This is a genomic window from Mesorhizobium sp. W067, from assembly GCF_054719525.1.
Genome location: NZ_JBTTII010000001.1, coordinates 5,668,415 through 5,692,781 on the forward strand (window position 1 = coordinate 5,668,415; position 24,367 = coordinate 5,692,781).

Annotated in this window: 18 protein-coding genes; 9 read left to right on the forward strand and 9 right to left on the reverse strand. The window is 64.4% G+C overall.

Annotation, left to right across the window (positions count from 1 at the left end; translation table 11 throughout):
* Positions 1 to 4: 4 nt before the first annotated feature.
* From ACYG97_RS27605 to ACYG97_RS27615, 3 genes are all read left to right on the forward strand, one after another.
* Entirely contained in the window at positions 5 to 1,366 is a 1,362-nt protein-coding gene (locus tag ACYG97_RS27605) for a leucyl aminopeptidase family protein (RefSeq protein ID WP_023732424.1), read from the forward strand.
* Between the two features lie 69 nt (positions 1,367 to 1,435).
* Positions 1,436 to 1,786 carry a MarR family winged helix-turn-helix transcriptional regulator gene (locus tag ACYG97_RS27610; RefSeq protein WP_023669596.1) on the forward strand — a complete coding sequence of 117 codons (351 nt, stop codon included), beginning with the start codon at positions 1,436 to 1,438 and terminating at the stop codon, positions 1,784 to 1,786.
* 29 nt (positions 1,787 to 1,815) lie between these two features.
* Positions 1,816 to 2,676 (forward strand): C40 family peptidase, encoded by an 861-nt coding sequence (locus tag ACYG97_RS27615; protein WP_023732423.1) that lies wholly within the window; start codon positions 1,816 to 1,818, stop codon positions 2,674 to 2,676.
* 141 nt (positions 2,677 to 2,817) lie between these two features.
* Here ACYG97_RS27615 and ACYG97_RS27620 read toward each other — a convergent pair whose 3' ends face one another.
* Positions 2,818 to 3,012, reverse strand: a complete 195-nt coding sequence (locus ACYG97_RS27620; protein WP_245260071.1) for a hypothetical protein — start codon at positions 3,010 to 3,012, stop codon at positions 2,818 to 2,820.
* Between ACYG97_RS27620 and ACYG97_RS27625 the strand changes: the two genes are divergently transcribed.
* Together ACYG97_RS27625 and pdeM are read left to right on the forward strand one after the other, a co-directional pair.
* Complete coding sequence (locus ACYG97_RS27625) at positions 2,920 to 5,409, forward strand: ligase-associated DNA damage response DEXH box helicase (protein ID WP_245260734.1); 2,490 nt, start codon at positions 2,920 to 2,922, stop codon at positions 5,407 to 5,409. The genes ACYG97_RS27620 and ACYG97_RS27625 overlap by 93 nt on opposite strands.
* The gene (pdeM, locus tag ACYG97_RS27630; RefSeq protein WP_023692555.1) at positions 5,406 to 6,122 is read left to right on the forward strand and encodes a ligase-associated DNA damage response endonuclease PdeM; all 717 of its coding nucleotides are present in this window, start codon (positions 5,406 to 5,408) and stop codon (positions 6,120 to 6,122) included. The genes ACYG97_RS27625 and pdeM overlap by 4 nt, the downstream gene beginning before the upstream one ends.
* A 4-nt stretch (positions 6,123 to 6,126) precedes the next feature.
* On the opposite strand, the gene ACYG97_RS27635 is transcribed toward pdeM, so the two are convergent.
* Complete coding sequence (locus ACYG97_RS27635) at positions 6,127 to 7,098, reverse strand: quinone oxidoreductase family protein (protein ID WP_023732421.1); 972 nt, start codon at positions 7,096 to 7,098, stop codon at positions 6,127 to 6,129.
* A 95-nt stretch (positions 7,099 to 7,193) separates the two neighbouring features.
* Between ACYG97_RS27635 and ACYG97_RS27640 the strand changes: the two genes are divergently transcribed.
* Entirely contained in the window at positions 7,194 to 8,072 is an 879-nt protein-coding gene (locus tag ACYG97_RS27640) for a LysR substrate-binding domain-containing protein (protein WP_023732420.1), read from the forward strand.
* A gap of 12 nt (positions 8,073 to 8,084) precedes the next feature.
* Here ACYG97_RS27640 and ACYG97_RS27645 read toward each other — a convergent pair whose 3' ends face one another.
* The 3 genes from ACYG97_RS27645 to ACYG97_RS27655 are packed head-to-tail and all read right to left on the reverse strand — an operon-like array spanning position 8,085 to position 12,682.
* Positions 8,085 to 9,023 carry a dimethyl sulfoxide reductase anchor subunit family protein gene (locus ACYG97_RS27645; RefSeq protein ID WP_023732419.1) on the reverse strand — a complete coding sequence of 313 codons (939 nt, stop codon included), beginning with the start codon at positions 9,021 to 9,023 and terminating at the stop codon, positions 8,085 to 8,087.
* A 3-nt stretch (positions 9,024 to 9,026) separates the two neighbouring features.
* Positions 9,027 to 9,755 carry a 4Fe-4S dicluster domain-containing protein gene (locus ACYG97_RS27650; RefSeq protein WP_023681970.1) on the reverse strand — a complete coding sequence of 243 codons (729 nt, stop codon included), beginning with the start codon at positions 9,753 to 9,755 and terminating at the stop codon, positions 9,027 to 9,029.
* The gene (locus tag ACYG97_RS27655) at positions 9,752 to 12,682 is read right to left on the reverse strand and encodes a molybdopterin oxidoreductase family protein (protein WP_023732418.1); all 2,931 of its coding nucleotides are present in this window, start codon (positions 12,680 to 12,682) and stop codon (positions 9,752 to 9,754) included. Before ACYG97_RS27655 ends, ACYG97_RS27650 begins: the two co-directional genes overlap by 4 nt.
* 278 nt (positions 12,683 to 12,960) lie before the next feature.
* Between ACYG97_RS27655 and ACYG97_RS27660 the strand changes: the two genes are divergently transcribed.
* On the forward strand, positions 12,961 to 13,869 hold the full coding sequence (locus ACYG97_RS27660) for a LysR family transcriptional regulator (RefSeq protein WP_023732417.1): 909 nt from the start codon (positions 12,961 to 12,963) through the stop codon (positions 13,867 to 13,869).
* On the opposite strand, the gene ACYG97_RS27665 is transcribed toward ACYG97_RS27660, so the two are convergent.
* The 4 genes from ACYG97_RS27665 to ACYG97_RS27680 all read right to left on the reverse strand — a co-directional run bounded on the left by ACYG97_RS27665 (position 13,862) and on the right by ACYG97_RS27680 (position 21,212).
* Entirely contained in the window at positions 13,862 to 15,118 is a 1,257-nt protein-coding gene (locus ACYG97_RS27665; protein WP_352913324.1) for an Hsp70 family protein, read from the reverse strand. The genes ACYG97_RS27660 and ACYG97_RS27665 overlap by 8 nt on opposite strands.
* A 175-nt stretch (positions 15,119 to 15,293) precedes the next feature.
* Complete coding sequence (locus tag ACYG97_RS27670; protein WP_023732416.1) at positions 15,294 to 16,085, reverse strand: TIGR02186 family protein; 792 nt, start codon at positions 16,083 to 16,085, stop codon at positions 15,294 to 15,296.
* Positions 16,085 to 17,008 (reverse strand): sulfite exporter TauE/SafE family protein, encoded by a 924-nt coding sequence (locus tag ACYG97_RS27675; protein WP_023669608.1) that lies wholly within the window; start codon positions 17,006 to 17,008, stop codon positions 16,085 to 16,087. Before ACYG97_RS27675 ends, ACYG97_RS27670 begins: the two co-directional genes overlap by 1 nt.
* Positions 17,009 to 17,201: 193 nt before the next feature.
* Positions 17,202 to 21,212: a peptidoglycan-binding protein gene (locus tag ACYG97_RS27680; protein ID WP_023732415.1), complete on the reverse strand. Its 4,011-nt coding sequence runs from the start codon at positions 21,210 to 21,212 to the stop codon at positions 17,202 to 17,204.
* 480 nt (positions 21,213 to 21,692) lie between these two features.
* Between ACYG97_RS27680 and ACYG97_RS27685 the strand changes: the two genes are divergently transcribed.
* Complete coding sequence (locus ACYG97_RS27685; protein ID WP_023669610.1) at positions 21,693 to 22,151, forward strand: MerR family transcriptional regulator; 459 nt, start codon at positions 21,693 to 21,695, stop codon at positions 22,149 to 22,151.
* Between the two features lie 274 nt (positions 22,152 to 22,425).
* Positions 22,426 to 24,234: an acyl-CoA dehydrogenase gene (locus tag ACYG97_RS27690; RefSeq protein WP_023715326.1), complete on the forward strand. Its 1,809-nt coding sequence runs from the start codon at positions 22,426 to 22,428 to the stop codon at positions 24,232 to 24,234.
* The last annotated feature ends 133 nt before the right edge of the window (positions 24,235 to 24,367 follow it).

The following is a 24,367-nucleotide window of genomic DNA, read 5'->3' on the forward strand; positions in this document are numbered from 1 at the left end:
TCGAATGCCCGTCGAACTCATCGAGACACTAAACACTGCCCTGCCGGTCCATCTGGTCGCGAGCGATGGACTGGAGGCCTTGGGGCTTTCGCCTTCCATGACCGCATGGGCGGCCGCCAACGGCTTTTCCGGCGAAGCCGGTAGGACGCTCGCCGTCCCCGGCGACAACGGTTCCCTTGCCGGCGCCTTGTTCGGCGTCGGTGATGGCGAGGGCGCGCTGGCCGTCGGCATGCTGGCGAGAGCCTTGCCGGAAGGCGACTGGCATTTTGCCGCCGCTCCAGCCGAGCCGGAACTCGCGGCCATAGCCTTGGTGCTCGGCGGTTACGTCTTCACTCGCTACGGAAAGAAATCAGGCAAGACGCTGCGTTTTGCGCTGCCGCTCGGCGTAGATGCAGGACGCGTCCGGCGCATCGCCGACGGCGTCTTCCTGGCGCGCGACCTCGTCAACACGCCGACCAGCGACATGGGACCGGACGAGTTGGAGAAGGCCGTGCGGACCCTGGCGGCCACTCACAAGGCCGAGGTGTCGGTGATCAAGGGGGATGATCTCCTGAAGCAGAATTTCCCGATGATCCATGCGGTCGGCCGGGCCTCGGTCGGAGCGCCGCGACTGATCGACATGGTTTGGGGACCGGAAGGCGCGCCGAAGGTGACGCTGGTCGGCAAGGGTGTCTGTTTCGACACTGGCGGCCTCGACATCAAACCGTCGTCGGGCATGCTCTTGATGAAGAAGGATATGGGCGGCGCCGCCAATGTGCTGGGCCTGGCCTCGATGATCATGGCTGCCGGGCTGAAGATCCGGCTGCGCGTCCTGATCCCGGCGGTCGAGAATTCGATTGCCGGCAACGCCTTCCGGCCTGGAGATGTACTGACCAGCCGCAAGGGCCTCACCGTCGAGATCGGCAACACCGACGCCGAAGGGCGGCTGGTGCTGGCCGATGCGCTGGCGCTGGCCGATGACGAGGAGCCGGAACTGCTGATCGACATGGCGACGCTGACCGGGGCAGCGCGTGTCGCGCTCGGTCCCGATCTGCCGCCTTTCTACACTGGCGACGAAGCGCTGGCGTCCGAACTGGCTGCGGCCTCGGTGGCCGTCGAGGATCCGTTGTGGCGCATGCCGTTGTGGCGGCCCTATGACGGCAGGCTGGCGTCGAAGATCGCCGACATCAACAACGTCACCACGGACGGTTTCGCCGGCTCGGTCACCGCGGCGCTGTTCCTCAAGCGCTTTGTCGAACGGACAACGGGCTGGGCGCATTTCGACATCTTCGCCTGGAACCCGTCCGATCGCCCCTACGGACCCGCCGGCGGCGAGGCGCAAGGCATCCGTGCACTGGAGCGGGTCATTTCGAGGCGCTATGCCTAGGGTCGTGAGCAAAGCACACTGCCTCTAAACTGAAACGGAACCGAAACAATTTGCCGTCATGCTCGCGCGATGTCGATTTCGATGCGTCCGAGCCAGGCGATGCGACTATGGCAGCAGGTGATGTTGTCGCAGGTGCGCGCCGGCGCGCCAGATCTCACCATGCGCCAGACGGCGATCCTGTTCACCATCTATCTCGACCCGCCGCCGCACACGGTGCGCGGCCTGGCAGCCCGCCTCAATGTCACCAAGCCGGTCATCACCCGCGCCCTCGACACTATGGGTGCGCTGAAACTGGTGTCACGCCATCGCGACGAGCTCGACAAGCGCAATGTGCTGATCCGGCGCACGGTCGAAGGCGCGCTCTTTGTCGAGCGCTTCGGGGATGGTATCGTTGCCAGGGCTCATGAACTGCCCATCTGATCAATCCATGAATTAGAACGAGTACCGATTTGACTGCCAGGGATGCCCGCCTCCACGCCTTCCGTTCCGACCTCGCCGATGCAAGGCTGAAAGGGGAGGTTTCGGCCGACCGCTTCGTCACCGGCCGTCCGGCTCGGATCACGGCCTCCGTGGCTGACGTGCGCAAGGCACCGCGCCCGGATGCCGGCGTCAACACGCAGGTACTGTTCGGCGACGATGTGCTTGTCTTCGAGGAAGCCGAAGGCTGGGCCTGGGTCCAGGCCAAACGCGACGGCTATGTCGGCTATGTCGGCGCCACCATGCTGGGCGCACGCGAGCATGCGCCAACCCACATCGTCACGGCGCCGCGCACTTTTCTCTATCCAGGCCCGGATCTGCGCTTTCCGATCAGCGGGCAATTGTCGATGGGCTCGACGGTGACGGTGACGGGCGCTGCCGAAACGCGCGGCACGCACTATGCGCTGTTGCCTTCCGGCGAGGCGCTGATCGGCGGCCATGTGCGCCCGGTCAGCGATATCGCAGCCGACTATGTCTCGGTCGCCGAGATGTTTATCGGCACGCCCTATCTCTGGGGCGGCACCTCCGGCTTCGGCATCGACTGTTCTGGCCTCGTGCAACTGGCCATGCGCATGGCCGGCCGCAATGTGCTGCGTGATTCCGACATGCAAGCGGCAGGCCTCGGCGAGCCGCTCGATCCGGGATCCGATTATGCCGGACTGAAACGCGGTGACCTCGTGTTCTGGAAGGGGCATGTCGCCGTGATGACCGACGCCGAGACGATGATCCACGCCAACGGCCACACCATGCTGGTCTCGCGCGAAGGGCTGAAGGAGGCGATCGACCGGATTGGGTATCTCTATGGCGGGCCGACGGGGTTTCGGCGGCCCTAGCGCCTTCCTTCGCCCGTTTCACGGGGAAAGGTGCCCGAAGGGCGGATGAGGGGCGACGCCAGCGACTGAAAAGTCGCGCTGCGCCTCACCTGCCTGCCGGCATCCTCTCCCCCTAAATGCGGCGAGGGATAGCTCACCCGATCACCTTTTGTTCCGATTTTCCTTGGCGATCGCGCGCCGTCGCGCTACCTCTTTCGCGTGACCGAGCAGCCGCGCCTTGCCAAACAAAATGCCGCCGTCCTTCTGCCCGAGCCATTCATCAGATGGTTTGGCGAAAAAGGCTGGTCGCCGCGCGCTCACCAGATCGAGCTGCTGGCGAAGGCTCAAGCCGGGCAATCGGTGCTCTTGATCGCACCGACCGGCGCCGGCAAGACACTGGCCGGCTTCTTGCCATCGTTGACCGAACTGGCCAACCGCCCCAGACGCAAAGCTGGTATGGCACGGCGCGGCATCCATACGCTCTACATCTCGCCGCTGAAGGCGCTGGCCGTCGACATCGAGCGCAATCTCGGCAAGCCCGTGGAGGAGATCGGCCTGCCCGTCACCATCGAGACGCGCACCGGCGACACCCCTTCGCACAAGCGGCAGCGCCAGAAACTGGCGCCGCCCGACATCCTTTTGACCACGCCCGAGCAATTGGCGCTGCTGATCGCGGCCGGCGATGCCGGGCGCTTCTTCGAGGATCTGCGCTATGTCGTCCTCGACGAGTTGCATTCGCTGGTGACATCGAAACGCGGCCATCTGCTGGCGCTCGGGCTGGCGCGGCTGCGCAGCATCGTGCCCGGCCTGCAGACGATCGGTCTGTCGGCAACGGTGGCCGAGCCCGACGAATTGCGGCGCTGGCTGGTCAGCCAGAATCCACCGGGAGACATGGCTGAACTCATCGTCGTAACCGGCGGCGCGAAGCCCGAAATCTCGATCCTCGATTCGGAAGAGCGCGTGCCATGGGCCGGCCATTCGGCGCGCTATGCGACGCCGGAAATCTATCGCGAGATCAAGCGCCACAAGACCACCCTGCTGTTCGTCAACACTCGCAGCCAGGCCGAGCTGCTGTTTCAGGAATTGTGGCGGGTCAACGAGGATACCTTGCCGATCGCGCTGCATCACGGCTCGCTCGATGTCGCCCAGCGCCGACGCGTCGAGAAGGCGATGGGGGAAAACGCGCTCCGTGCCATCGTCGCCACCTCGACGCTCGACCTTGGCATCGATTGGGGCGATGTCGATCTGGTCGTCCATGTCGGCGCGCCCAAGGGCGCCAGCCGGCTGGCGCAGCGCATCGGCCGCGCCAATCACCGCATGGACGAGCCGTCGAAGGCGATCCTGATCCCGGCCAATCGTTTCGAGGTGCTGGAGTGCCGGGCAGCGCTGGACGCCAACTACCTCGGCGCCCAGGATACGCCGCCGCTGGTCGATGGCGGGCTCGACGTGCTGGCGCAGCATGTGCTGGGCTGCGCCTGCGGGGCGCCGTTTCGCGCCGACGATCTCTACGAGGAAGTGCTGACAGCAGCGCCCTATGCCAGCCTCGACCGGCCGACATTCGACCGCGTCATTGATTTCGTCGCCACCGGCGGCTACGCACTGAAGAACTACGAGCGCTACGCCCGCATCCGCCTCAACAAGGACGGCATGTGGCGGGTCTCCAATCCCCGCGTCGCGCAGCAATATCGGCTGAACGTCGGCACCATCATCGAGGTGCCGGCGCTCAATGTGCGTTACGTCAAGGCCGGCAGCAAAGGCTCGGCTTCGCACGGCGGCCGGGTTCTGGGCAAGATCGAGGAGGCCTTCCTCGAAACGCTGACGCATGGCGACACCTTCATGTTTGCCGGCAAAGTCCTGCGCTTCGAAGGCATCCGCGAGAACGAATGCTTCGTCTCGAATGCGCCGGGAAGCGACGCCAAGGTGCCTTATTATGGCGGCGGCAAATTTCCGCTTTCGACCTACCTCGCCGAGCAGGTGCGCGCCATGCTGGACGACCCGCAGCGCTGGAAGAAGCTGCCCGAGCAGGTGTCGGATTGGCTGCGTTACCAGGCCGACAAATCGGTATTGCCCAAACGCGACGACCTCTTGATCGAGACCTTTCCGCGCGGCAACCGTCACTATCTCGTCGCTTATCCTTTCGAGGGCAGGCTGGCGCACCAGACGCTCGGCATGCTGCTCACCCGCCGGCTGGACAGGGCCGGCGCCAGGCCGCTTGGCTTCGTCGCCACCGACTACGCATTGGCCATCTGGTCGCTGGGCGATATGGGCGCGATGTTCAAATCGCGGAAACCTTCGCTTGGCGCTCTGTTCGACCAGGACATGCTGGGCGACGACCTCGAGGCTTGGCTGGCCGACAGCTGGCTGCTCAAGCGCACCTTCCGCAACTGCGCGCTGATTTCAGGCCTGATCGAGAAACGTCACCCCGGCCAGGAGAAAAGCGGCCGCCAGGTCACCGTCTCGACCGATCTGATCTATGACGTGCTGCGCAGCCATGAGCCCGACCACATCCTGCTGCAGGCGACGCGCGCCGACGCGGCGACCGGTCTGCTCGATGTCAGCAGACTTGCCGACATGCTCTCGCGTATCCAGGGTCGAATCGTGCATAAGGCACTCGAACAGATATCGCCGCTGGCCGTGCCGATCATGCTCGAAATCGGCAAGATGCCGGTGAACGGCGAGGCCGACGAAACGCTGCTGATGGATGCCGCGACTTTGGTCGAGGAAGCCATGGGTCCTGGGATGGTTGAGGAATGAATTTTTCGCTGGCGCGGGCATCGCTGATCGCCGAGGCCGACTTTGTCGGCATCGCGGGCGAGCGCGCGATCTGTGATTCGCGCGGCGTGCTCTATTTCCCCGATCTGAGGCTGCTCGCGGTCTCCGACCTGCATCTGGAAAAGGGCTCGTCCTTCGCCAGGCGCGGCGCACTGATCCCGCCCTACGATACCGGCGCCACTCTGCTCCGGCTGCAGGCGGTAATCGCGGACTACCAGCCGGCCATCGTCATCAGCCTGGGCGACTCCTTCCACGACGGCGGCGGCGCCGAGCGCATGCATCAAACCTTCCGCGATCGGCTGGAAGCATTGATGGCCGGCCGCGACTGGTTCTGGGTCGCCGGCAACCATGACCCGGAAGCGCCGGCGGATTTGCCCGGCGAGACGGTGCGCGAACTCGCCATCGGCTCGCTGCTGTTCCGCCACGAGCCGTCGAAGATAAGAACCGAGGGCGAAGTTGCCGGCCATCTTCACCCTTGCGCCCGCATCGTCCAGCAGGGCCGCTCGGTGCGGCGGCGCTGCTTTGCCGGCGATGGCGGCCGCATGATCATGCCGGCCTTCGGCGCTTATACCGGCTCGCTCAACGTGCTCGACCGCGCCTATGCCGGCCTGTTCCGCCGCGAGACGTTGATGGCCTATATGATGGGCGCCGCGCGCATCTTCGCCATTTCCGGTTCGATGCTGCGGCCGGGCTAAGTTTCTACGGTATAAGCACGGTTGCGCCTGTCGTCTGCCGTGCCTCGAGCCGGCGATGCGCCTCCGCCACTTCGGCAAGCGGCATGCTTGTGTGCACCGGGATTTTCACTGCGCCGCTGAGGACGACGCTGAACAGATCCTCGCTCATGGCGACAACGTCCTCACGCCTGGCGAGATGATGGAACAGCAACTGCCAGGTGGCGAACAGCGAACCCTTTTGCATCAAAAGCATGATGTCGAATGGCGGGATCGACCCCGACGCTGTGCCGTAGCTGACGAAGGTGCCGAACGGCCGCAGGCAGTCGAGTGAGGCGGGGAAGGTCGCGTTGCCGACGCCGTCATAGACGACGTGGCAGCCTTCGCGGTTGGTGACCTCTTTCACCCGTGCGGCGAAATTCTCTTTGCTGTAGTCGATGACATGGTCGCAGCCATTGGCGCGCGCAAGTTCGGCCTTTTCGGGTGAACCGACCGTGCCGATGACGGTCGCGCCGAGATGTTTGGCCCATTGCGTCAGGATGAGGCCGACGCCGCCCGCCGCGGCATGCACCAGGATGGTATGGCCCGCCTCGACGCGAAACGTGCGGCGCAGCAGATATTGCGCCGTCAGCCCTTTCAGCATCATCGCCGCACCTGTCTCGAAATCGATGGCGTCGGGCAGATGCACGACGAAATGCGCCGGCACGATGCGTTCTTCGGCATAGGCGCCGAGCGTCTCGACATAGGCGACTCGGTCGCCAGGCGCGAAGCCGCTGACGCCTTCACCGACGGCGACGATTTCGCCGGCGCCTTCATTGCCGGGAATGAATGGCAGAGCGGGCGGCGCGTATTCGCCGGTGCGAAAATAGATGTCGACGAAGTTGAGGCCGACCGCCCGGTTGCGCACGCGCACCTCGCCCGGTCCGGGCTGGCCGATGTCGACATCTTCGTAGGCGAGCATATCTGGCCCGCCATGGCGGTGAACACGGATCGCTTTCATGGTTTTCTTCCCTGCGCTGTTTCTCTTGAGTGTGAGATAGCGCGTGGCGGGATATCATTGTAGACTGATACCGATGACATCAGAGTTCAAACAAAATGATATCTGAACAGATCGGCCTCGACCTTCTCCGCACCTATGTCGCGGTCTGCCGGCAAGGTAGCCTGAGCAGGGTCGCCGCGCAGACCGGCAAGACCCAATCGGCGCTAAGCATGCAGATGCGCCGGCTGGAGGGCCTGCTCCAACGGCACTTGTTCCAGCGCACCGGCCGCGGTGTCGTACCGACTGCGGCGGGAGAGCTCTTTCTGGGATACGCGACCCGCATCCTCGCTCTCGGCGATGAAGCAGTGGCGCGTCTGCAGCAGGCTAGCATTGGCGGCGGCGTGCGTATTGGTCTTGCCGAAGAGGTCACCACGGCCGCGCTTTCGGCCGCGCTTGGGCGGCTGCATCGCACCTATCCCGACATCAGCCTCGACGCGATGGTCGAGCACAGCGTCGCGCTGGGACGGCTGTGGAGCGAGGATGCGCTGGATGTCATGATTGCCCCGACATCCGTCGTCGCGGCCGATGCCGTGACGACATGGAACGTCGAACTGCAGTGGGTCTGCGCCCAGGACTATGTGCTGGACCATGACCGGCCACTCGATCTCGCCGCCTTCGGCGCAACCTGCCCTTGGCGCAGGCGGATGATCGAGGCGCTGGTCGCCGCCGGCCGGGAGCACCGGATCGTCCTGTCGTGCCAGAGCGTCACCGGCCTTCAGGCCGCGATCGAGAACGGACTGGGCGTTGGACTGCTTCCGCCCGAATCCGTGCGCACCGCTTCGATGCGGGTGCTGAAGACGTCAGCCGGCCTGCCCGAGCCGCTCACGGTCCAATACGGCCTTTACGCGCACGACCGCAGGACAGCTGTAATCGATGCCGCGATCGAAATCCTGCTTAAGGATTTGCCGGCGGCGCCACGAGCACGGGCCGCCTGACGGCGGGACGCTCTACCGGCCGTAATAGAGGGTGACGGTGTGCTTGGCCTCGGCGAAGAACAGCCAGCGCTCGACCAGCATGCCGGCGAACTGGACGATTGCCGCAAGCACCGACAGCACCGCTGCGAATGGCCAGGGCAAAGCGAATAAGACAGAAAGCAGCAGCAGGGCAGGCAAGGCGAAAGCCAGCAACTGCGTGATCAGCCGCAGCTTTGCGCCATGCTTGCGCGCAATCCGAAAACCCATTTCCTTGAGCAGGTAGTTCTCCTCGGTGTGCGGCCATTCCAGCGAGCGCACCGTCCCTCCGGCGAGGCCTGTCGCCGTGTTGGCGGTGGTCGCGATCTCCAGCGCGTCATTGTATCGCCACGTCGCCAGCTTCCAGCCCCAGCCGAGCAAGGTCAGCAGCAGGGCGGCTACCGCAACGGCGGTCGGGCTGATAGCGAAAGCCTGCAGCAGCGCGTTCAACAGCACGCTGCCGGTCATCGCCGAAAAGATGAGATAGCTCGGCAGCGTATACGGGCTATGCCACTGCGCGATCGGCTTCAGCGAGGCATAGATCATGCCGGTGGTGCAGACGGTGACGATTGCGCCGATAGTTGCGAGAAACCCGGCGATGGCCATCCAGCCTCCGGTGCGGCCAAAAAACACCCAGCCGATGCCGAACAGCCCGGCGGGAATGAAGGTTGCGACCGACGATACACCCTCGCGTGACAGCCAGGAGCTACGCCATTGCGAAAAGGCGCGCCAGGCGCGTTCGGGCCGGCCGAGATGGCCGGTCGACGACAAAAGGCCGGCGGCAATCAGGCCAAGCGCCAGCCCCATGCCGATAAGGCCGAGCCAGAAATGGGCCGGGATAAAACCCAGTCCGCCAAGCACGCCGAGCAGCGCCAGCAGTCCGTAGCCCGCTCCTGTAGCAGTGGTGAAGAAAACGACGGAAAAGGCTGGATGCATTGGTCAGTTCGAAAGCATGCGGTCGATCCAGCCAAGAAAACCGCCTTCGACCGTGACTGGCTCGAGCCTTGGCGCCGGCACCGATGCGGCGCGCTGGGCGCGCGGCGGCAGATATTTGTTGGTCGGCTTGTAACCCATCTCCGGCATCAGGTCGACGCCGCCACGCTCCGCCACCAGTTGCGATACCGCCGAGGTGGGATCGCCGAGGTCGCCGAAATGCCGGGCGCTGGTCGGGCAGGCGGCAACGCAGGCCGGCACGCGGTCTTCCTCGGCCAGATTGTCGTTGTAGATACGGTCGACGCACAGCGTGCATTTCTTCATCACGCCGACGTCGGTATCGAATTCGCGCGCGCCATAGGGGCAGGCCCAACTGCACAGTTTGCAGCCGATGCATTTGCTTTCGTCGATCAGCACGATGCCGTCCGACGCCCGCTTGTAGGACGCGCCGGTCGGGCAGACAGTGACGCAGGCAGGCGTCTCGCAATGCAGGCAGGAGCGCGGAAAGTTGACCGTGCGCCCGCCCGCCTCGGTCGTGTGCTCGTAGCTGTGCACGCGGTTGAACCAGACGCCGTCGACACGGCCGCCATAGGGGTCGATGTCGGTCAGTGGCGCCATGTGGCCGCCGGTGTTCCACTCCTTGCAGGCGGTGACGCAGGCCTGGCAGCCGACGCAGGTGTCGAGGTCGATGACTAGGCCAAGCTTCTTGTCTGTATGGGCGGGAAGGCAGGTCATTCCACGGCTTCCCTATGGACGCGGAACTCGGCGCCGAAGCGAAGGATGTCGGGCGAAGGCTCGACATTTGGCGGCTGGCTGAAACGCTCGAATTGCGGTTCGGTAAAGCCGGCTTCCTCATCAGAGCATTTGACAATGCGTACCCTGAGGTCGAACCACGCCGCCTGGCCGGTCACCGGATCGGAATTCGAATAGCGTTTGCCTTTCGCGTCAGCCGATGTCTGGTCGCCGATAATGTGGTTGAGCAGGAAGCCGCGGTTGCTCTCGGCAGCGTTGTCCTTCAGACCCCAGGCGCCGCGCCTTTTGCCGATGGCGTTCCAAGTCCAGACCGTATCCGCATTGACCCCGTCGACCAGCTTGATCTGTCCCTTCACTCGGCCGTTGATGCTTTCGATCCACACCCAGTCGTCGTCGGCCAGGTCGAGAACTGCCGCGGTCTGGTGGTGCACGAACAGGCGGTTCTGGCTGGTGATTTGCCGCAGCCACGCATTCTGCGAGCCCCAGGAATGATACATGTGCATAGGCCGCTGCGTCAGCGCATGCAGCGGGTATTTCTGCGGATCGACCGCGGCCTCTTCGAACGGGGTAAACCAGAACGGCAGCGGATCCATATAGGTCTCGATGCGCCGGCGTTCGCTCTCGGGCGGCTGGACGCGACCATGACCGCGCGCGGCGAGGCGAAAGCGCTGCATCGGTTCGCAATAGAGCTGGAACACGATCGGCTCGGCCTTGGGGATGAACCCCATCTGCTCTGCGAAGTCGAGATAGGAGCGGTTGGCCATCTTGTAATAGCGCTGGTCCTCAGCAAAATCCTGGTGCCAGAAGCCGCCATTGCCGATGTAGCGCTGCAACTGGTCGGGATTGACTTCGCCCTTGCCGACGGAAGTGCCGTCCTTGCCGCGCCAGCCGGCCAGCGGGCCGATGCCGGGCGTGCGTTCGTGATTGACGATGTAGTCGGCATAGTCGGCATATCTGGCCGAGCCATCGTCCTCGACGAAGCCGGGCAGGCCAAGCCGAGCGCCAAGTTCGATCAGCACCGATTGGAACGGCCTGACATCTCGGTCCGGTTCGACCACCGGATGGCGGATCGCGTCGCCCGGCCCGTCGGCATGGCTGATCGGCCGGTCGAGCAGGCTGATGCAGTCGTGACGTTCGAGATAGGTGGTGTCGGGCAGCACCAGGTCGGCGAACGGCACCGTCTCGGAATAATAGGCGTCGGAATAGATGATGAAGGGGATCTTGTAGTTACCCGCTTCGTCATGGTCGGTGAGCATGGCAATGGTCTCGACGGTGTTCATCGAGGAATTCCACGCCATGTTCGACATGTACATCATCAGCGTGTCGATTGGGTACGGGTCACCGGCCCACGCATTGCGGATGACCGTATGCATCAGCCCATGCGCGGCGAGCGGCGCATCCCAGGAATAAGCCTTGTCGATGCGCAAAGGCGTGCCGGCCTCGTCGACCAGGAGATCGTCCGGCCCGCAGACGAAGCCGAGCGGCATGCCGTCGAGCGGCGTCATCGGCCTGACCACCTTGCCGGCCGGCTTCGGTCCCGGCGGCGCCGAGCGCGGGTAGGGGGGCTTGAAACGGAAGCCGCCGGGCACGTCCACCGTGCCGAGCAGCACCTGCAGCAGGTGGATGGCACGGCAGGAGTGAAAGCCGTTGGAGTGGGCCGAGATGCCGCGCATGGCATGCATCGACACCGGCCGTCCCTTGATCGTCTCGTGCCGCCGTCCGGCCCAGTCGGTCCACGCAACCGGCAGTTCGATCGTCTGTTCGAAGGCGACGTGGGCGAGTTCGGCGGCGATCCGGCGGATGGTGTCGGCCGGAATGCCGCATCGTGCCGCGACCGCATCGGGTGCGTAGCTGTCGTCCATGTAGCGGTCGGCGATGAGCTGGAACACCGGCACACAGCGGCGACCGGCGAACGTGAAGCTGCCCGTCAGCGCCGGCTTCGCATCCGCATCGGCTCCGTTGACGGTTGTCTTCGCCACTCTGTCCCACGCGAGAAGATTGTTGTCGCTGTCGCGCAGGAACAGCCCGTCATCGGCCGCGCCCGGCTCCTGGATGACCAGCACATAGGCGTTGGTGTAGCGGAGCAGATAATCGAGATCGATGCGGCCTGCCTTGAGCAGTTCGTGGATGAGGGCGAAGACGAAGAGGCCGTCGGTGCCGGGCCGGATCCCGATCCAGTCGTCGGCAATCGCGTTGTAGCCCGTGCGGCACGGGTTGATCGACACCACCTTGGCGCCGCGCGCCTTGAGTTTACCCAAGCCGATCTTGATCGGGTTGGAATCATGGTCCTCGGCGACGCCGAACAGCATGAAGTATTTCGTATTGTCCCAGTCCGGCTCGCCGAACTCCCAGAACGAGCCGCCGATCGTGTAGAGCCCGCCGGCCGCCATGTTGACCGAGCAGAAGCCGCCATGGGCGGCGAAGTTCGGCGTGCCGAACTGGCTCGCCCACCAGCCGGTCAGCGACTGCGACTGGTCGCGCCCGGTGAAGAAGGCGAGCTTTTTCGGATCGGTTCGGCGGATATTCGATAGCCGCCCGGTCGCAATCGAAAGGGCTTCCTCCCATTCGATCTCACGGAATTCGCCCGAGCCGCGCGGGCCGCTGCGCAACAGCGGCTTCTTCAGCCGCGCCGGGCTGTAGTGCTGCATGATGCCGGAGCTGCCCTTGCCGCAGATTACGCCGCGGTTGACCGGATGGTCCTTGTTGCCGTTGATGTAGCGCACCTTGCCGTTCTTGATATGGACGTCGATGCCGCAGCGGCAGGCGCACATATAGCAGGTGGTCTTGGCAATGCTGTCGGAGACATCGGGCGAGGTGTCGACGCCGTCGCCTTCATCCGGCGCGCGCGTGTCGGCAAGCGGCCGTTGCGACGGTGCGGAATTGGCCCCGCGCGGCGCAGCTGGGTTCATGATGCCGGCGTGCTTTTGCTACCTGCGAATTTGGCCCGCGTCTTCGGTCCGGGGCCACGCATATAGTGTTCTTCAGGATGATAGCGGTCGCCGGCCAGCCGCCGCCTGAGGCCACGGGTCCAATGCGCAAACAGGGATCTGAACCGCCCGATCATTTTGTTGGCTGCGATTTGGTGGCGAATTTTTTCTAACTTTGGCAGAAAAAGTAGAATAAACCTATCGATCCGTCTAATCAGTTGTTCTTGTAAATTCGATCGGAATTGGTTCTTAATGCACACATGACGCTGGACCAGTTGCGCATTTTCGTTGCCGTTGCCGAACGCGGCCATATGACCAAGGCGGCGGAGCTTTTGGGCATCTCCCAGTCGGCGGCATCGGCCGCCATCCGCGCGCTCGAAGAGCAGCATGGCGTTCATCTGTTCAACCGTGTCGGCCGCAACATCGAGCTGGCTCAGACCGGCCACCGTTTCCTGCCCGAGGCCAAGGCGGTGCTGGAACGCGCCGCCGCCGCCCGAAATGTGCTGGAACATGTCTCGCAGACGGTCGCCGGCAGCCTGTCGATCGCCGCCAGCCTGACCATCGCCAGCTACTGGCTGCCGCGCAGGCTGGCCTCTTTCCACGAGGCCTACCCGGCGGTGCGCTTAAGCGTCAGCATCGGCAACACCAGGCAGGTCGAGGCCAATGTGCTCGACGGCACCGCCGATCTCGGTCTGGTCGAGGGGCGCACCGAGTCAGACATCCTCCGCCGCACCAAGGTCGACGTCGACAGGTTGATGCTGGTCGTCGCCGCCTCGCATCCCGAAATCGCCGAGATCGCGCCGGGCCGCCCGGATATCAGAGGGCTGCGCTGGATCATCCGTGAGGGTGGTTCGGGCACGCGCGAGGTGCTGGAGGACCTGGCCCGCCGCGAGGGGATATCGCTTGGCGACCTGCAGATATTTCTGGTGCTGCCGAGCAACGAGGCGGTTCGCCAGGCGGTCGAGGCCGGCGCCGGCGCCACCATCATCTCGGACCTCGTCGTCGGACGCGCCGTCGCCGAGGGCAGTCTCCGGTCGGTGCCGCTCGAACTGCCGAAGCGCGACTTCGCCATGATCACCCATCGCGACCGCCAGGCAAGCCTCGCCCAGATGGCGCTCAAGGCGCATCTCGGCGCTGAGGGCGGGAACCGAATCGTGAACTCTAGCTAAACTTCCGCTGCGCATCCAGCGCCAGGCCAAGGCCGACCGAACCGAACATGTCGCCCTCGATCACAGCCGCTTGCGGCACCAGCGACAGGATTTCACGCCGTGCCAGCGGGATCGCGGTCGAACCGCCGGTGAGGAATACGGCGGTGATCGCAGACGCCGTTATGCCGGCATCGGCAATCGTCTGCCGCACCGTCGCGGACACCCGCTCGATGTCGGCTGCAATCGTTTTCTCCAGGCCAGTGCGCGTGATCTCGGCTGCAAAACGCGCACCGGGCAGCGCCACCGTCACATCAGCCGAAGCCTGATCCGTCAGCGCGATCTTGGCTCGTTCGACGAGGCCGGCCAGCGCATGGCCGTAACGGTGCTCGACAATATGGATGAAGCGGTCGACAAGGTCGGCGCGGACGGCCTCGAAGCGGATTTGCCTCAGATGCGTCATCGCCTTGGCAGTATAGACGAGGTTGATGCGCTGCCACGTCGCGAGATCAATGAAATAGCTCGCCGGCAGGTTGCGCTTGCCGTCTTTTGTGGGCGTCAGGTAGCCGAGCTTGGGCATGACATGGGCAATGCTGAGCAGCCGGTCGAAATCGGTGCCGCCGATATGGATGCCGCGGTTGGCCAGGATATCGTCCTTGCGGTCGCGTGAGCGGGCGCGTTGCGGCGAAACCCGCACGATCGAGAAGTCGGACGTGCCGCCGCCCATGTCGACGATCAACGCCAGTTCCTCGCGCTTCACGTCCTGCTCATAGTCGAGTGCTGCCGCAATCGGTTCGAACTGGAAGGCGATGTGCTTGAAGCCTTGCGCGCGCGCCGCTTTTTCAAGCTCGCTTTGCGCCTTGGCATCGGCTTCCACATCGTCGTCGACGAACTGCACCGGCCGGCCGAGCACAACGTTCTCCACCGGAGCGCCGGCGTCTTCCTCAAGCCGCTTCTTCAAATGGCCGACGAACATGCCGACAATGTCGATGAAACCGATCTGCCGGGCCTTGATCCGCGTCTTCTCATGCGCCAGCGAACTGCCGAGCACGCTCTTCAGTGACCGCATCAGCCTGCCCTCGATGGCGTCGGTATAGTCGGCAATGGCGCGGCGGCCGAAATAGGTGTGACCGTCCTCGAAGTTGAAGAACACCGCACTTGGCAATGTCGGCTGTCCGCCTTCCAGCGCCACCAGCCGTGCCTGGCCGTTGCGGATCACGCCCACCGTGGAATTGGACGTGCCGAAATCGATGCCGCCAAATGCCTGGTGCATTGCAGCCTCCTGTCATTGGGCCGTCGCTGTGGCAGGCGTCGCAAGACGCGCGCCGTCCAGAGGCCGGACCGTTCTGCCGAATGATTGTGCGTGTAACCCGAGGGTTGGGAGGCGGCGGTCTATCGCAAGACTGAGAAAAGGGGAACCCCCTTTCCCCGGAAATGGGTCGTGCGCGTCAATCCCTGCGGAAGATCAGCCTGCCCAGCCAGCCGGTGATCATGGCCAGCGACACGGAGAAGACGCCGTAGAGGAAGGAGTAATCATGCGCGACGCGGAAGATCGACTGTTCGAAACCCGATTTGCGGATTTCGAGCTGGGCCGAGCTTTCCTTGAGGAACAGGCCGCTCTTGAACAGGAACGCGCGGGCTTTATGGGTTCCAACCGGGACGTTGGGCGCCAGCCGCACCGTGGCGCGAAACAGGTTCTGCGACAAGAACTGCACGCCGCCGACATTCTCGCTATAGAGGCCGGTCGCCGCCTTGCGCTCGCGCAGCGCCACGGTGAATTCCTCGATCGTCGCCGGACTGTCGGTTAGCTCGGCCGGCTGCATGTAAAGGTTGGAGGCGCCGAGCGACAGCTGCTTGTAGCTGTTGGGTTCGGTGATGTCCTGCAGCGGCCGCGTCGTGGCGACGGAGTAGGAGACCGGCACGTTCTCGAAGGTCTCGGATTCCAGGTTGACCCAGACGCCGAGCACCCGGTCCTTGCGGCGCACCACAACCGGCCGCGGCGGCCCTTCGAGCACGACGATGACGTCGTAGCGCCCCTGCCGCGCGACCAGCGGGTCGGGGTTTTCCAGCGAACCGAAAATGGTCAGGTCGGCGCCGGAAAAGCCGGCGGTGATCGACACCGCGTCGGTGGAGAGACCGATCTGGATGCCTTCCGGCAAGGGGTTCGGCGATTGCGCTGCCACCGGCAGAGCGAGGGCGAGAAGCAAAACGGCGGCCGAAAAAATCCCCCACCGCGGCATCAGTTCAGGCCCGCGGCGGTCAGCGAATAGAGGTTTGGCGGCGTGACGAAGAGATCGATGGCAAGCCGGATGGCAACCGCCAGCACCAGCAGCGCCAGCAGTGCCCTGAGCTGTTCGCCGCGCAGCTTCTGTCCTGCCTTGGCGCCATATTGCGCGCCGGCAACGCCGCCCGCCATCAGCAGGAAGGCAAGCATGACGTCGACCGTCTGGTTGGTGGTGGCGTGGACAAGCGTGGTGTAGGCCGAGGTGAAAATGATCTGGAACAGCGAGGTGCCGATGACGACGTTGGTCGGCACTTTCAAGAGATAGATCAGCGCCGGCACCATGATGAAGCCGCCGCCGACACCCATGATCGACGACAGGAAGCCGATGCCGGCGCCGAGCCCCAGCACCGGAATGACGCTGACGAACAGCTTCGAGGCCCTGAAGCGCATCTTCAGCGGCAGCCGGTGGATCCAGTTGTGCTGGCCGGATTTCTTCAAGACCGGCGCCGCACCGCTGCGCGTCGCGCGCAGCGCATTGACGCTCTCGACCAGCATCAGCCCGCCGACGGTGCCGAGCAGCACGACGTAGAGCAGCGAAATGAACAAATCGAGTTGGCCGAGCCGGCGCAGGAAGGCAAAGACAAAGATACCTCCGGTCGAGCCGACGATGCCGCCGGCCAGCAGCACCCCGCCGAGCTTGAAGTCGAGCGTGCCGCGCTTCATGTGCGACAGCGCGCCGGAGAAGGAGGAGGCGATAACCTGGTTGGCGCCGGTAGCAACGGCGATTGCCGGCGGGATGTTGTAGAAGATCAAGAGCGGCGTGATCAGAAAGCCGCCACCGACCCCGAACATGCCCGACAGGAAACCCACCGCCGCGCCCATTGCCAGCAGCACGAAGACGTTGACGGAAATTTCCGCGATCGGGAGATAGATGCCCACCCGTCAGTCTCGATCAGTTTGCCTGTCGGCGATTGCAGCCATTCCAGGGCATTGTCGCACCGAAAAGCCAATTCTTTCTTGCACCGCCGGGGCAGTGGGATCAAACCCCGCCGCCCTACCGAAACAAAAAACATCTCAAGCAGTTAACAGGCAAATGTATGGCAAGGGCGTCGCGTTAGCGACGCATCTGCCGTTATTTGTGCGCCAGCAGCGCCTTCACCAGCTTTTCGTCGATTTCGCCGGTCGCCTGCATCTTGTTGTCGGTCTGGAAAGCCATGATTGCGGTCTTGGTCTTGCCGCCCATCACGCCATCGGCGCCGCCGGCATCGTAGCCGTTCTTGTTGAGGATGAGCTGGATGTTCTTGACCGCCTTCTTCATGTCGACGCTGGCGGTGGTCTGCGGCGTGCCTTCCTGCCAGGATTCAGGAATATCGGCCGAGTTGGACGCCGGGTCGAGCGGCTTCGGCTTCCACAGTTCCGTGGCGGCGCGGGCCCGCTCCAGCTGTTCGGGGCGCAGCGCAGTGGCGACCTCGTCGCGCTTTGCAGCCGCATCCTTGTCGCCGGTCTTGGCGACGAGCGCGAACCATTTGTAGGATTCCTCCAGGCTCTGCTTCATGCCGACGCCCTTTGCCGCCAGGATGCCGAGATTGAACTGGCTGTCCTTGACGCCGACATCGGCCGCCGCCTGAAACCAGTGCGCGGCCGATTCATTGTCGGTCACGCCGTCGGCGGCCATGGCAAACAGAACGGCCAGATTGTGCATGGCGCTGGCATTACCCTGCGCGGCGGCGAGCTGGTAGAAGGTCTTTGCCTTCTTGACGTCGCGCGTGACGCCGATGCCCTTCTCGTAGAAATTGCCGATGCGGTATTCCGCCGGTGCGAAGCCGAGCTCGGCCGACTTTTCGTACCATTTGGCCGCTGCCGCCATGTCTTCCTTGACGCCGCGCGATTCAGCATAGCGCGAACCGAGTTCGAACAGCGCCTTGGCGTCACCGCCGGCAGCCGCGTCGCGCAAGGCTTGCGGGCCGGCATCGGCCGGAACGTCTATCTTGGCCACGACAGGTGTTACCGCGGCATCAGCCGGCGGAACGGCGCCGGTAGTATCCGAGGCCGTCGTATCCGAGGCCGAGGGCGCCATGACGGCGGCCGCAGGCTGCGCGTCGGCAGCCGCCGGTTCCGCAGTGGCGGTCCTCGGCAGCATTGCATTTGGCGCGGGGGCCGGATCGGCCAGAGCCACCGGCGCTGGCACGGGTTCCACGGCCGGCATTTCGGGCTCGGCGATCGAGGCCGCATTCATTGGCGCATCGTTGCCAGCTGCCGGTTCCGTGGGCTCCGCCTGCCTGACGGTCCGGGCCGGCGCGTGCTGCACGGCCACCTGCGCGTCTGCCTTGGGTTGGCTGGCAGCGTTGACCGAAGCAGTCTCGACCGGCTGCGAGGCGACGATCGGCGCTGTATCGTTGCTTGCGACCTCGACCGGGTCGGCGAAGAAGGCCTTGCCCAACTGGAGGCCGGCAAGCGCCAGCATGATCGCGACCGCTCCCATCAGTATCGGCTTGCGCCGCGCCTTGAGCAGGTCGCCGATACGAAGCGCCTTGACCGGGCCCTTCATGGTGGACTGGCGTTTCAACGCGTCGGCCTCGGCGGCCGCGGCCTGCGCCGCGCGCCTGGCCGCGGCGATGAAGTCGGATTTCGACGCATCGCCGGTGCTTTGGCGCGCCGGCGGACCGCGCTCGTCGCGTACGCGCTTCATGATGGCGTTGAGGTCGGGCGCGCCGGAGCCCGGCTCCAACGGCCGGTTGGCGAGCTTCGGATCGAGCGGCTCGTCGAGATCGACGCTCGGCAGGTCGACATTGGGCCCCGAGCCGGCAAGCGGCGGCATGTCAGCCGGCTTCTTGCCCCTGAAGGCGCGCGCAAATCCACCGAACAGCGACTTCTTGGCCGTGGCTTCGCCTTTCTCGGCAATCCTGTCGGAACCGAGCGCTGCCTGGGCAGCGGCCGCGGCAGCCTCGGCTGGCGAGCGCCGCACGGGTTCGCTGCCCATGACCGGGTCGCTACGCGTACCCGGGTCGCTACGCGTACCCGGGTCGGCGCGCATATCCGGCTCGCTGCGCATGATGGCGGCGGCGCGGCCGTCGAGATCGGCCATGTCTCCGGTCAGCGGCAGCGGCTGGTCGATATCCATCGATGGCGCGTCCTGCACCGAAATCTTGGAGGCGCGTGCAGCGCGGGCCCGCCGCGCCGGCTCGGCCTGGGCATCCAGAAGCTCGCTCACCGCCTCGGCCGGTTCGCTGGTCTCCAGCGAGCCCAGACGATCGACGATCTTGAGCAACGTGTCGTGGATAGCCTCGAATGTCCGTGAATTGCGCTCGTCCGAACGGCGCGTCAGCGCTTCCAGCGTCTTCAGATCCTGAGCAAGGCCGGTAACGGCCGCGGTGTTGGCGTTGGAATCTGCCAGCGAGCGCACGGCGCTCTCGGCTGCTTCGCGTGCCGCGCCCAGAATGGATTCGCGGGTTCCGGCCAGCGACTTCTCGATTTCGTTGAGGCGCGGGCTGATGTCCTCGAATTCCGGCAGCGGCGTGCCGGGCTTCGACAGATGCGCCGATAGGCTGGAGACCTGCGCCTCAAGGCTGCGGATCAGTGCCGGATCGATGCGGGCGACCTGCGCGGCCGACGATTCCAGCCGGCTTGAAATGTCTTCGAGCCGGCTTTCCAGGCCGCGGATCGCCGCCTCGTTGGCAGGATCGGGAATGCGCGTCTCCATGCGTTGGGCGAGCGCGGTGAAGCGTGCGTCGATGGCGTCCATGATGCCGGCGCTGTCAGCCTGCGGCTGGCGCTGGTCCAGCCGGTCGGCAACCTCGTCCAGCCGCCGCTCGAGATCGCGAAACAGCATGTTGCCCTGTTCGATGGCATCGCCCTGCCGACGTTCCATCATGCCCGACAGCACGTCGAAGCGCTGTTCCAGACCCTGGAAGATATAGTCGGCGTCGGGCATGGCCGGGGCGCGGTCGATCTTGTCGGCGATCATCGCGATCTGCTTGCCGAGGCGCTCCATCGCCTGTTCCGGCAGATTGGCGCGGCCGGCAAGCTCGTCGACCCTGTTCGACAGCGTGCTGAGACGGTCGAGAACCTCGCCGCTCGGACGAACCTGCACGACTTCCTCGATCTGCTGCGCCAGCGAGGCGATCCGCTTCTCGATGCGTTCAAAGGGTTCGGGGTCGAAGGAATTGGCCTGTGCGGCGACGGTCGAGGCGACGATGGCGCGCGAAATCTCATCGAGCCGTTCGTCGATCAGGCCAAGCGTGTCGCCGCCGCGGTTGCTCTGCTGGCTGACGAAATGATCGACGGCGCCGGCAAGCGTGCGGACCTTTTCTTCCATCGAGCGCAGCGACAGCGATTCCGGCAGATTGTGGACCGCATTGCTGATCTGTTCGAGCCGGTCGGTCAGGGCCGAAAATCCGGGGCCGTCGGCGCGGTTGCGCTGGTCGGCGTCGACACGGTCCTCGAACGCGCTCCAGCGGCGGTCGAAATCGTCCCAGCGGCGGTCGACCTTCAGCACGCTTTCCTCGCGCGCCAATGTGTCGAGCGCCGTCTTTACCTGCTCGAGCTCGAGCCGCAGCATGTTGACGCTTCGGTCGTCGCTCTTCTCGGCCAGCGTCTGGATGGCGCCGGACAGCCGCTCGAATTCGACGCCGAGTTCGGCGCTGCCCTTGCCGGGCAAGCCGCCTGCCTGACCACCCGATTGGTTGCTCGCCTGGAAGGCCCGTTCGATGTCCTTGCGCAACGCGGCGAATTCGCGCTGCAGGCCGGCCGTCATCTGATGGCGCAGTTCCTCGCGCAGGCCACGCAATTCGCCGGCGATCTTGCCGACCACGGCGACGCTGTCTTCCTGGCCGCGCACGCGGTCGATGTCGCGCGCGATCGCCTGATAGTTCTGGTCGAAGCCGGCCGTCACAGGGCTTTTCGGCCGCGGCGCGGGCTGCGGGTCCTCGTACCAGCGCGGCGGCGGGGCGTAGGGCTGGGCACTTGCGTAGCGCGGCTCCGGAGCGGGCCGGCGCGGATCGAAGCGCTCGGCGGCGTCCTCGCGCTTGCGCTCCAGCCGCTGCTCCAGCGTTTCCAGCGAGCGGTTCAATTCATCAAGTGTGGTGTTCGGCCTGCGCGGCCTGCCGGCGTTGAGTGTATCGAGATAGGACCGCTTGCTGTTCATCGATGCGTCCGTTTTTCAGAATGGCCGGCTTGCTGCCAGTTTCCCAAGTCCTTGTCGGGAACGAAGGCGGCCGCGCGGCACTGCTGCGGCGGAAGACGAGCTTCCCGGGCCAGGCCCGCTCTCCGAAAAACCGTGAAAAATTCGCTACAGGATAAACACGGGTGACCGACATCCGCACATTTCACCCATCGTGGTAAACAAGGTGTTAACCAAGCTTAAGAAGTTACGGCATTGCTGAAATACAGGCGGTGCCCGTTCGGACCCGGCGCCGGGGGGTGCGGCATAAGGTTTCGCAATCCCAGAACGCCCTTGCGTCATGCGGCGGCTATCGATATAGAATTGACGTAAACGTAAGAGGGGCGCCGTTCGTGCCTTTTGCGATGAATTAGTTGAAACCACGACTGGAAGCATGCCCCCGCTTCCACTCAGGCGTTGCAAGGTCCGAGACCGCGATGCCACGACAGGGGAAAGCCAGTGACTATGAAACTTGTTTCGCCCGGCGAAGCCGCGGCCAACACCAACAATATGTCTGCCGAAGCCAGTGAGGAGCTCGTGCGCATCGGCGAGATGGCCAAGAAATACGGCGTGACGCTGCGCACGCTGCGTTTCTATGAAGACAAGGGCCTGCTCAATCCAAAGCGGGATGGGGCGACGCGGCTATACACGCGTCGCGACAAGGCGCGGCTGAAGCTGATCCTGCTCGGCCGCAAGGTCGGGTTCTCGCTACGCGACGTCAAGCAGATGATGGATCTCTACGATCCGACGGGATCCAACACCAAGCAGCTGCGGCTGGCTCTCGACAAGTCGGAGAAGCAGCTTGCCCGCCTGCAGAAGCAGCGCGCGCTGATCGACGACGCCATCAACGAGTTGAGCGGCTCGATGTCGGCCGTGCGCCAGATGCTGTCCGAGCGTTCGGCCCCGGCCAGCGCCGCCAGCTGATTTTGCTCCGCAGCTCCCGGCGAAAGCTTTGAACTTAAGAGCCGCGCGCCCGCCCGCGCGGCTCTTTTTGTTTGACCCCCCTCGCTTTGCACAAAGCCATGCACCGCTCGTGCCGATAGGCTGGCATAGGTAAATTTTGTCCCGGCGACAAAATTGACGTTTACGCAAACGTCAATTTTTGCTATCCCGCTTTCAACATTGGCCCGCATGCCGCCCCAACCTCATGTTTCGGGGCCCGATCTCGCGGCCAAGACCCGCATGGTGGAGGAAACACATGCCGATCTACAGGGCGCCGGTCCAGGACACGCTGTTCGTGCTCAACGAGGTGCTGGGTTATCAGCGCTACTCTAACCTTCCCGGATTTGCCGACGCGACGCCCGACGTTGTCGAGGCGATCCTCGCCGAAGGCGCCAAGCTTGCCGAAAACGTTATGCATCCTCTGAACCGCGTCGGTGACATCGAAGGCTGCGTGCGCCATGAGGACGGCTCGGTGATTACGCCGAAGGGCTTCAAGGAAGCCTACGACCAGTATCGCGAAGGCGGCTGGATGGGACTGGCGGCGCCCGTCGAGTTCGGCGGCCAGGGGCTGCCCTATGCCGTGCACACCGCGGTTGCCGAATACATGGTTTCGGCCAACATGGCGCTGATGATGTATCCCGGCCTGACTCAAGGCGCTATCGCTGCGATCATCACACACGGTACCGACGAGCAGAAGGCGACATGGCTGCCGAAGCTGGTCGAGGGGTCCTGGACCGGTACCATGAACCTGACCGAGCCGCATTGCGGCACCGATCTCGGCCTGCTGCGCACCAAGGCGGTGCCGAACGGCAACGGCACCTACAAGATCTCAGGCCAGAAGATCTTCATCTCGGCCGGCGAGCACGACATGTCGGAAAACATCGTCCATCTCGTGTTGGCCCGCATCGAAGGTGCGCCGGCAGGCGTGAAGGGGATCTCGCTGTTCATCGTGCCAAAGCTGAAGCTCGATGCCTCGGGCAATCCGGGCGAGAAGAACACGCTCTCCTGCGGGTCGATCGAGGAGAAGATGGGCATACACGGCAATTCGACTTGCGTCATGAATTATGACGAGGCCGAAGGCACGCTGCTCGGTGAGGCCAATGGCGGCCTGAAGGCGATGTTCACGATGATGAACGAAGCCCGCCTCGGCGTCGGCCTGCAGGGCCTGTCGCTGTCCGAGATCGCCTACCAGAACGCGGTCTCCTACGCCAAGGACCGGCTGCAGGGCCGCTCGCTGTCGGGCGCCAAGGCGCCGGACAGACAAGCCGATCCGATCATCGTCCATCCCGACATCCGCCGCTCGCTGATGACCATGAAGGCCTTCAACGAGGCCGGCCGCGCGCTGGCGCTGTGGACGGCGATCAAGTCCGACATCGCCCACCGCTCCGCCGACGACAAGGATCGCCAGGCGGCCGACGACTATACAGGCCTGCTGACGCCGGTGATCAAGGGCGTGCTCACCGACAAGGGCTTCGACCATGCCGTCATGGCGCAGCAGGTGTTCGGCGGCCACGGCTATATCGAAGAACACGGCATGAGCCAATTCGTGCGCGATGCCCGCATCGCCATGATCTATGAAGGCGCCAACGGCATCCAGGCGCTCGACCTTGTCGGCCGCAAGCTTGGCCTGAATGGCGGCCGCGCAGTGCAGGCTTTCTTCAAGGACGTCGGCGAGTTCTGCGAGGAGAACCGTGCCGACGAGAAGCTGGCGCCGTTCACCAAGGCGTTGAAGAAGGGCCTCAACGATCTGCAGGCGGCGACGATGTGGCTGGTGCAGAACGGCATGGCCAAGCCCGACAATGCCGGCGCCGCATCCACCGACTACATGCATCTCTTTGGCCTTGTGGCGCTGGGCTACATGTGGGCGCAGATGGCCAAGGCCGCGCTCGGCAAGACCGGCGCCAATGGCTCCCAATCTGTCCACGAAAATGGGGCTTTCTACGACAACAAGGTGGTGACGGCGCGCTTCTTCATGGAGCGGATCATGCCCGAGACATCGGCACATCTCGCCCGCATTTCCAGTGGTGCGGACACGCTAATGGCGCTGCCTGCGGAAGCGTTCTAGAAATGGCTGGCGTCCCCCTCCCCCTTGAGGGGAGGGTGGCCCGAAGGGCCGGGAGGGGTCCTTGCGTGCAGTGCGCCGGCTGGTTGGCGCTTTGGTAGGAGATGATCGCAATGCCCCAAACCCGCGTCAATTC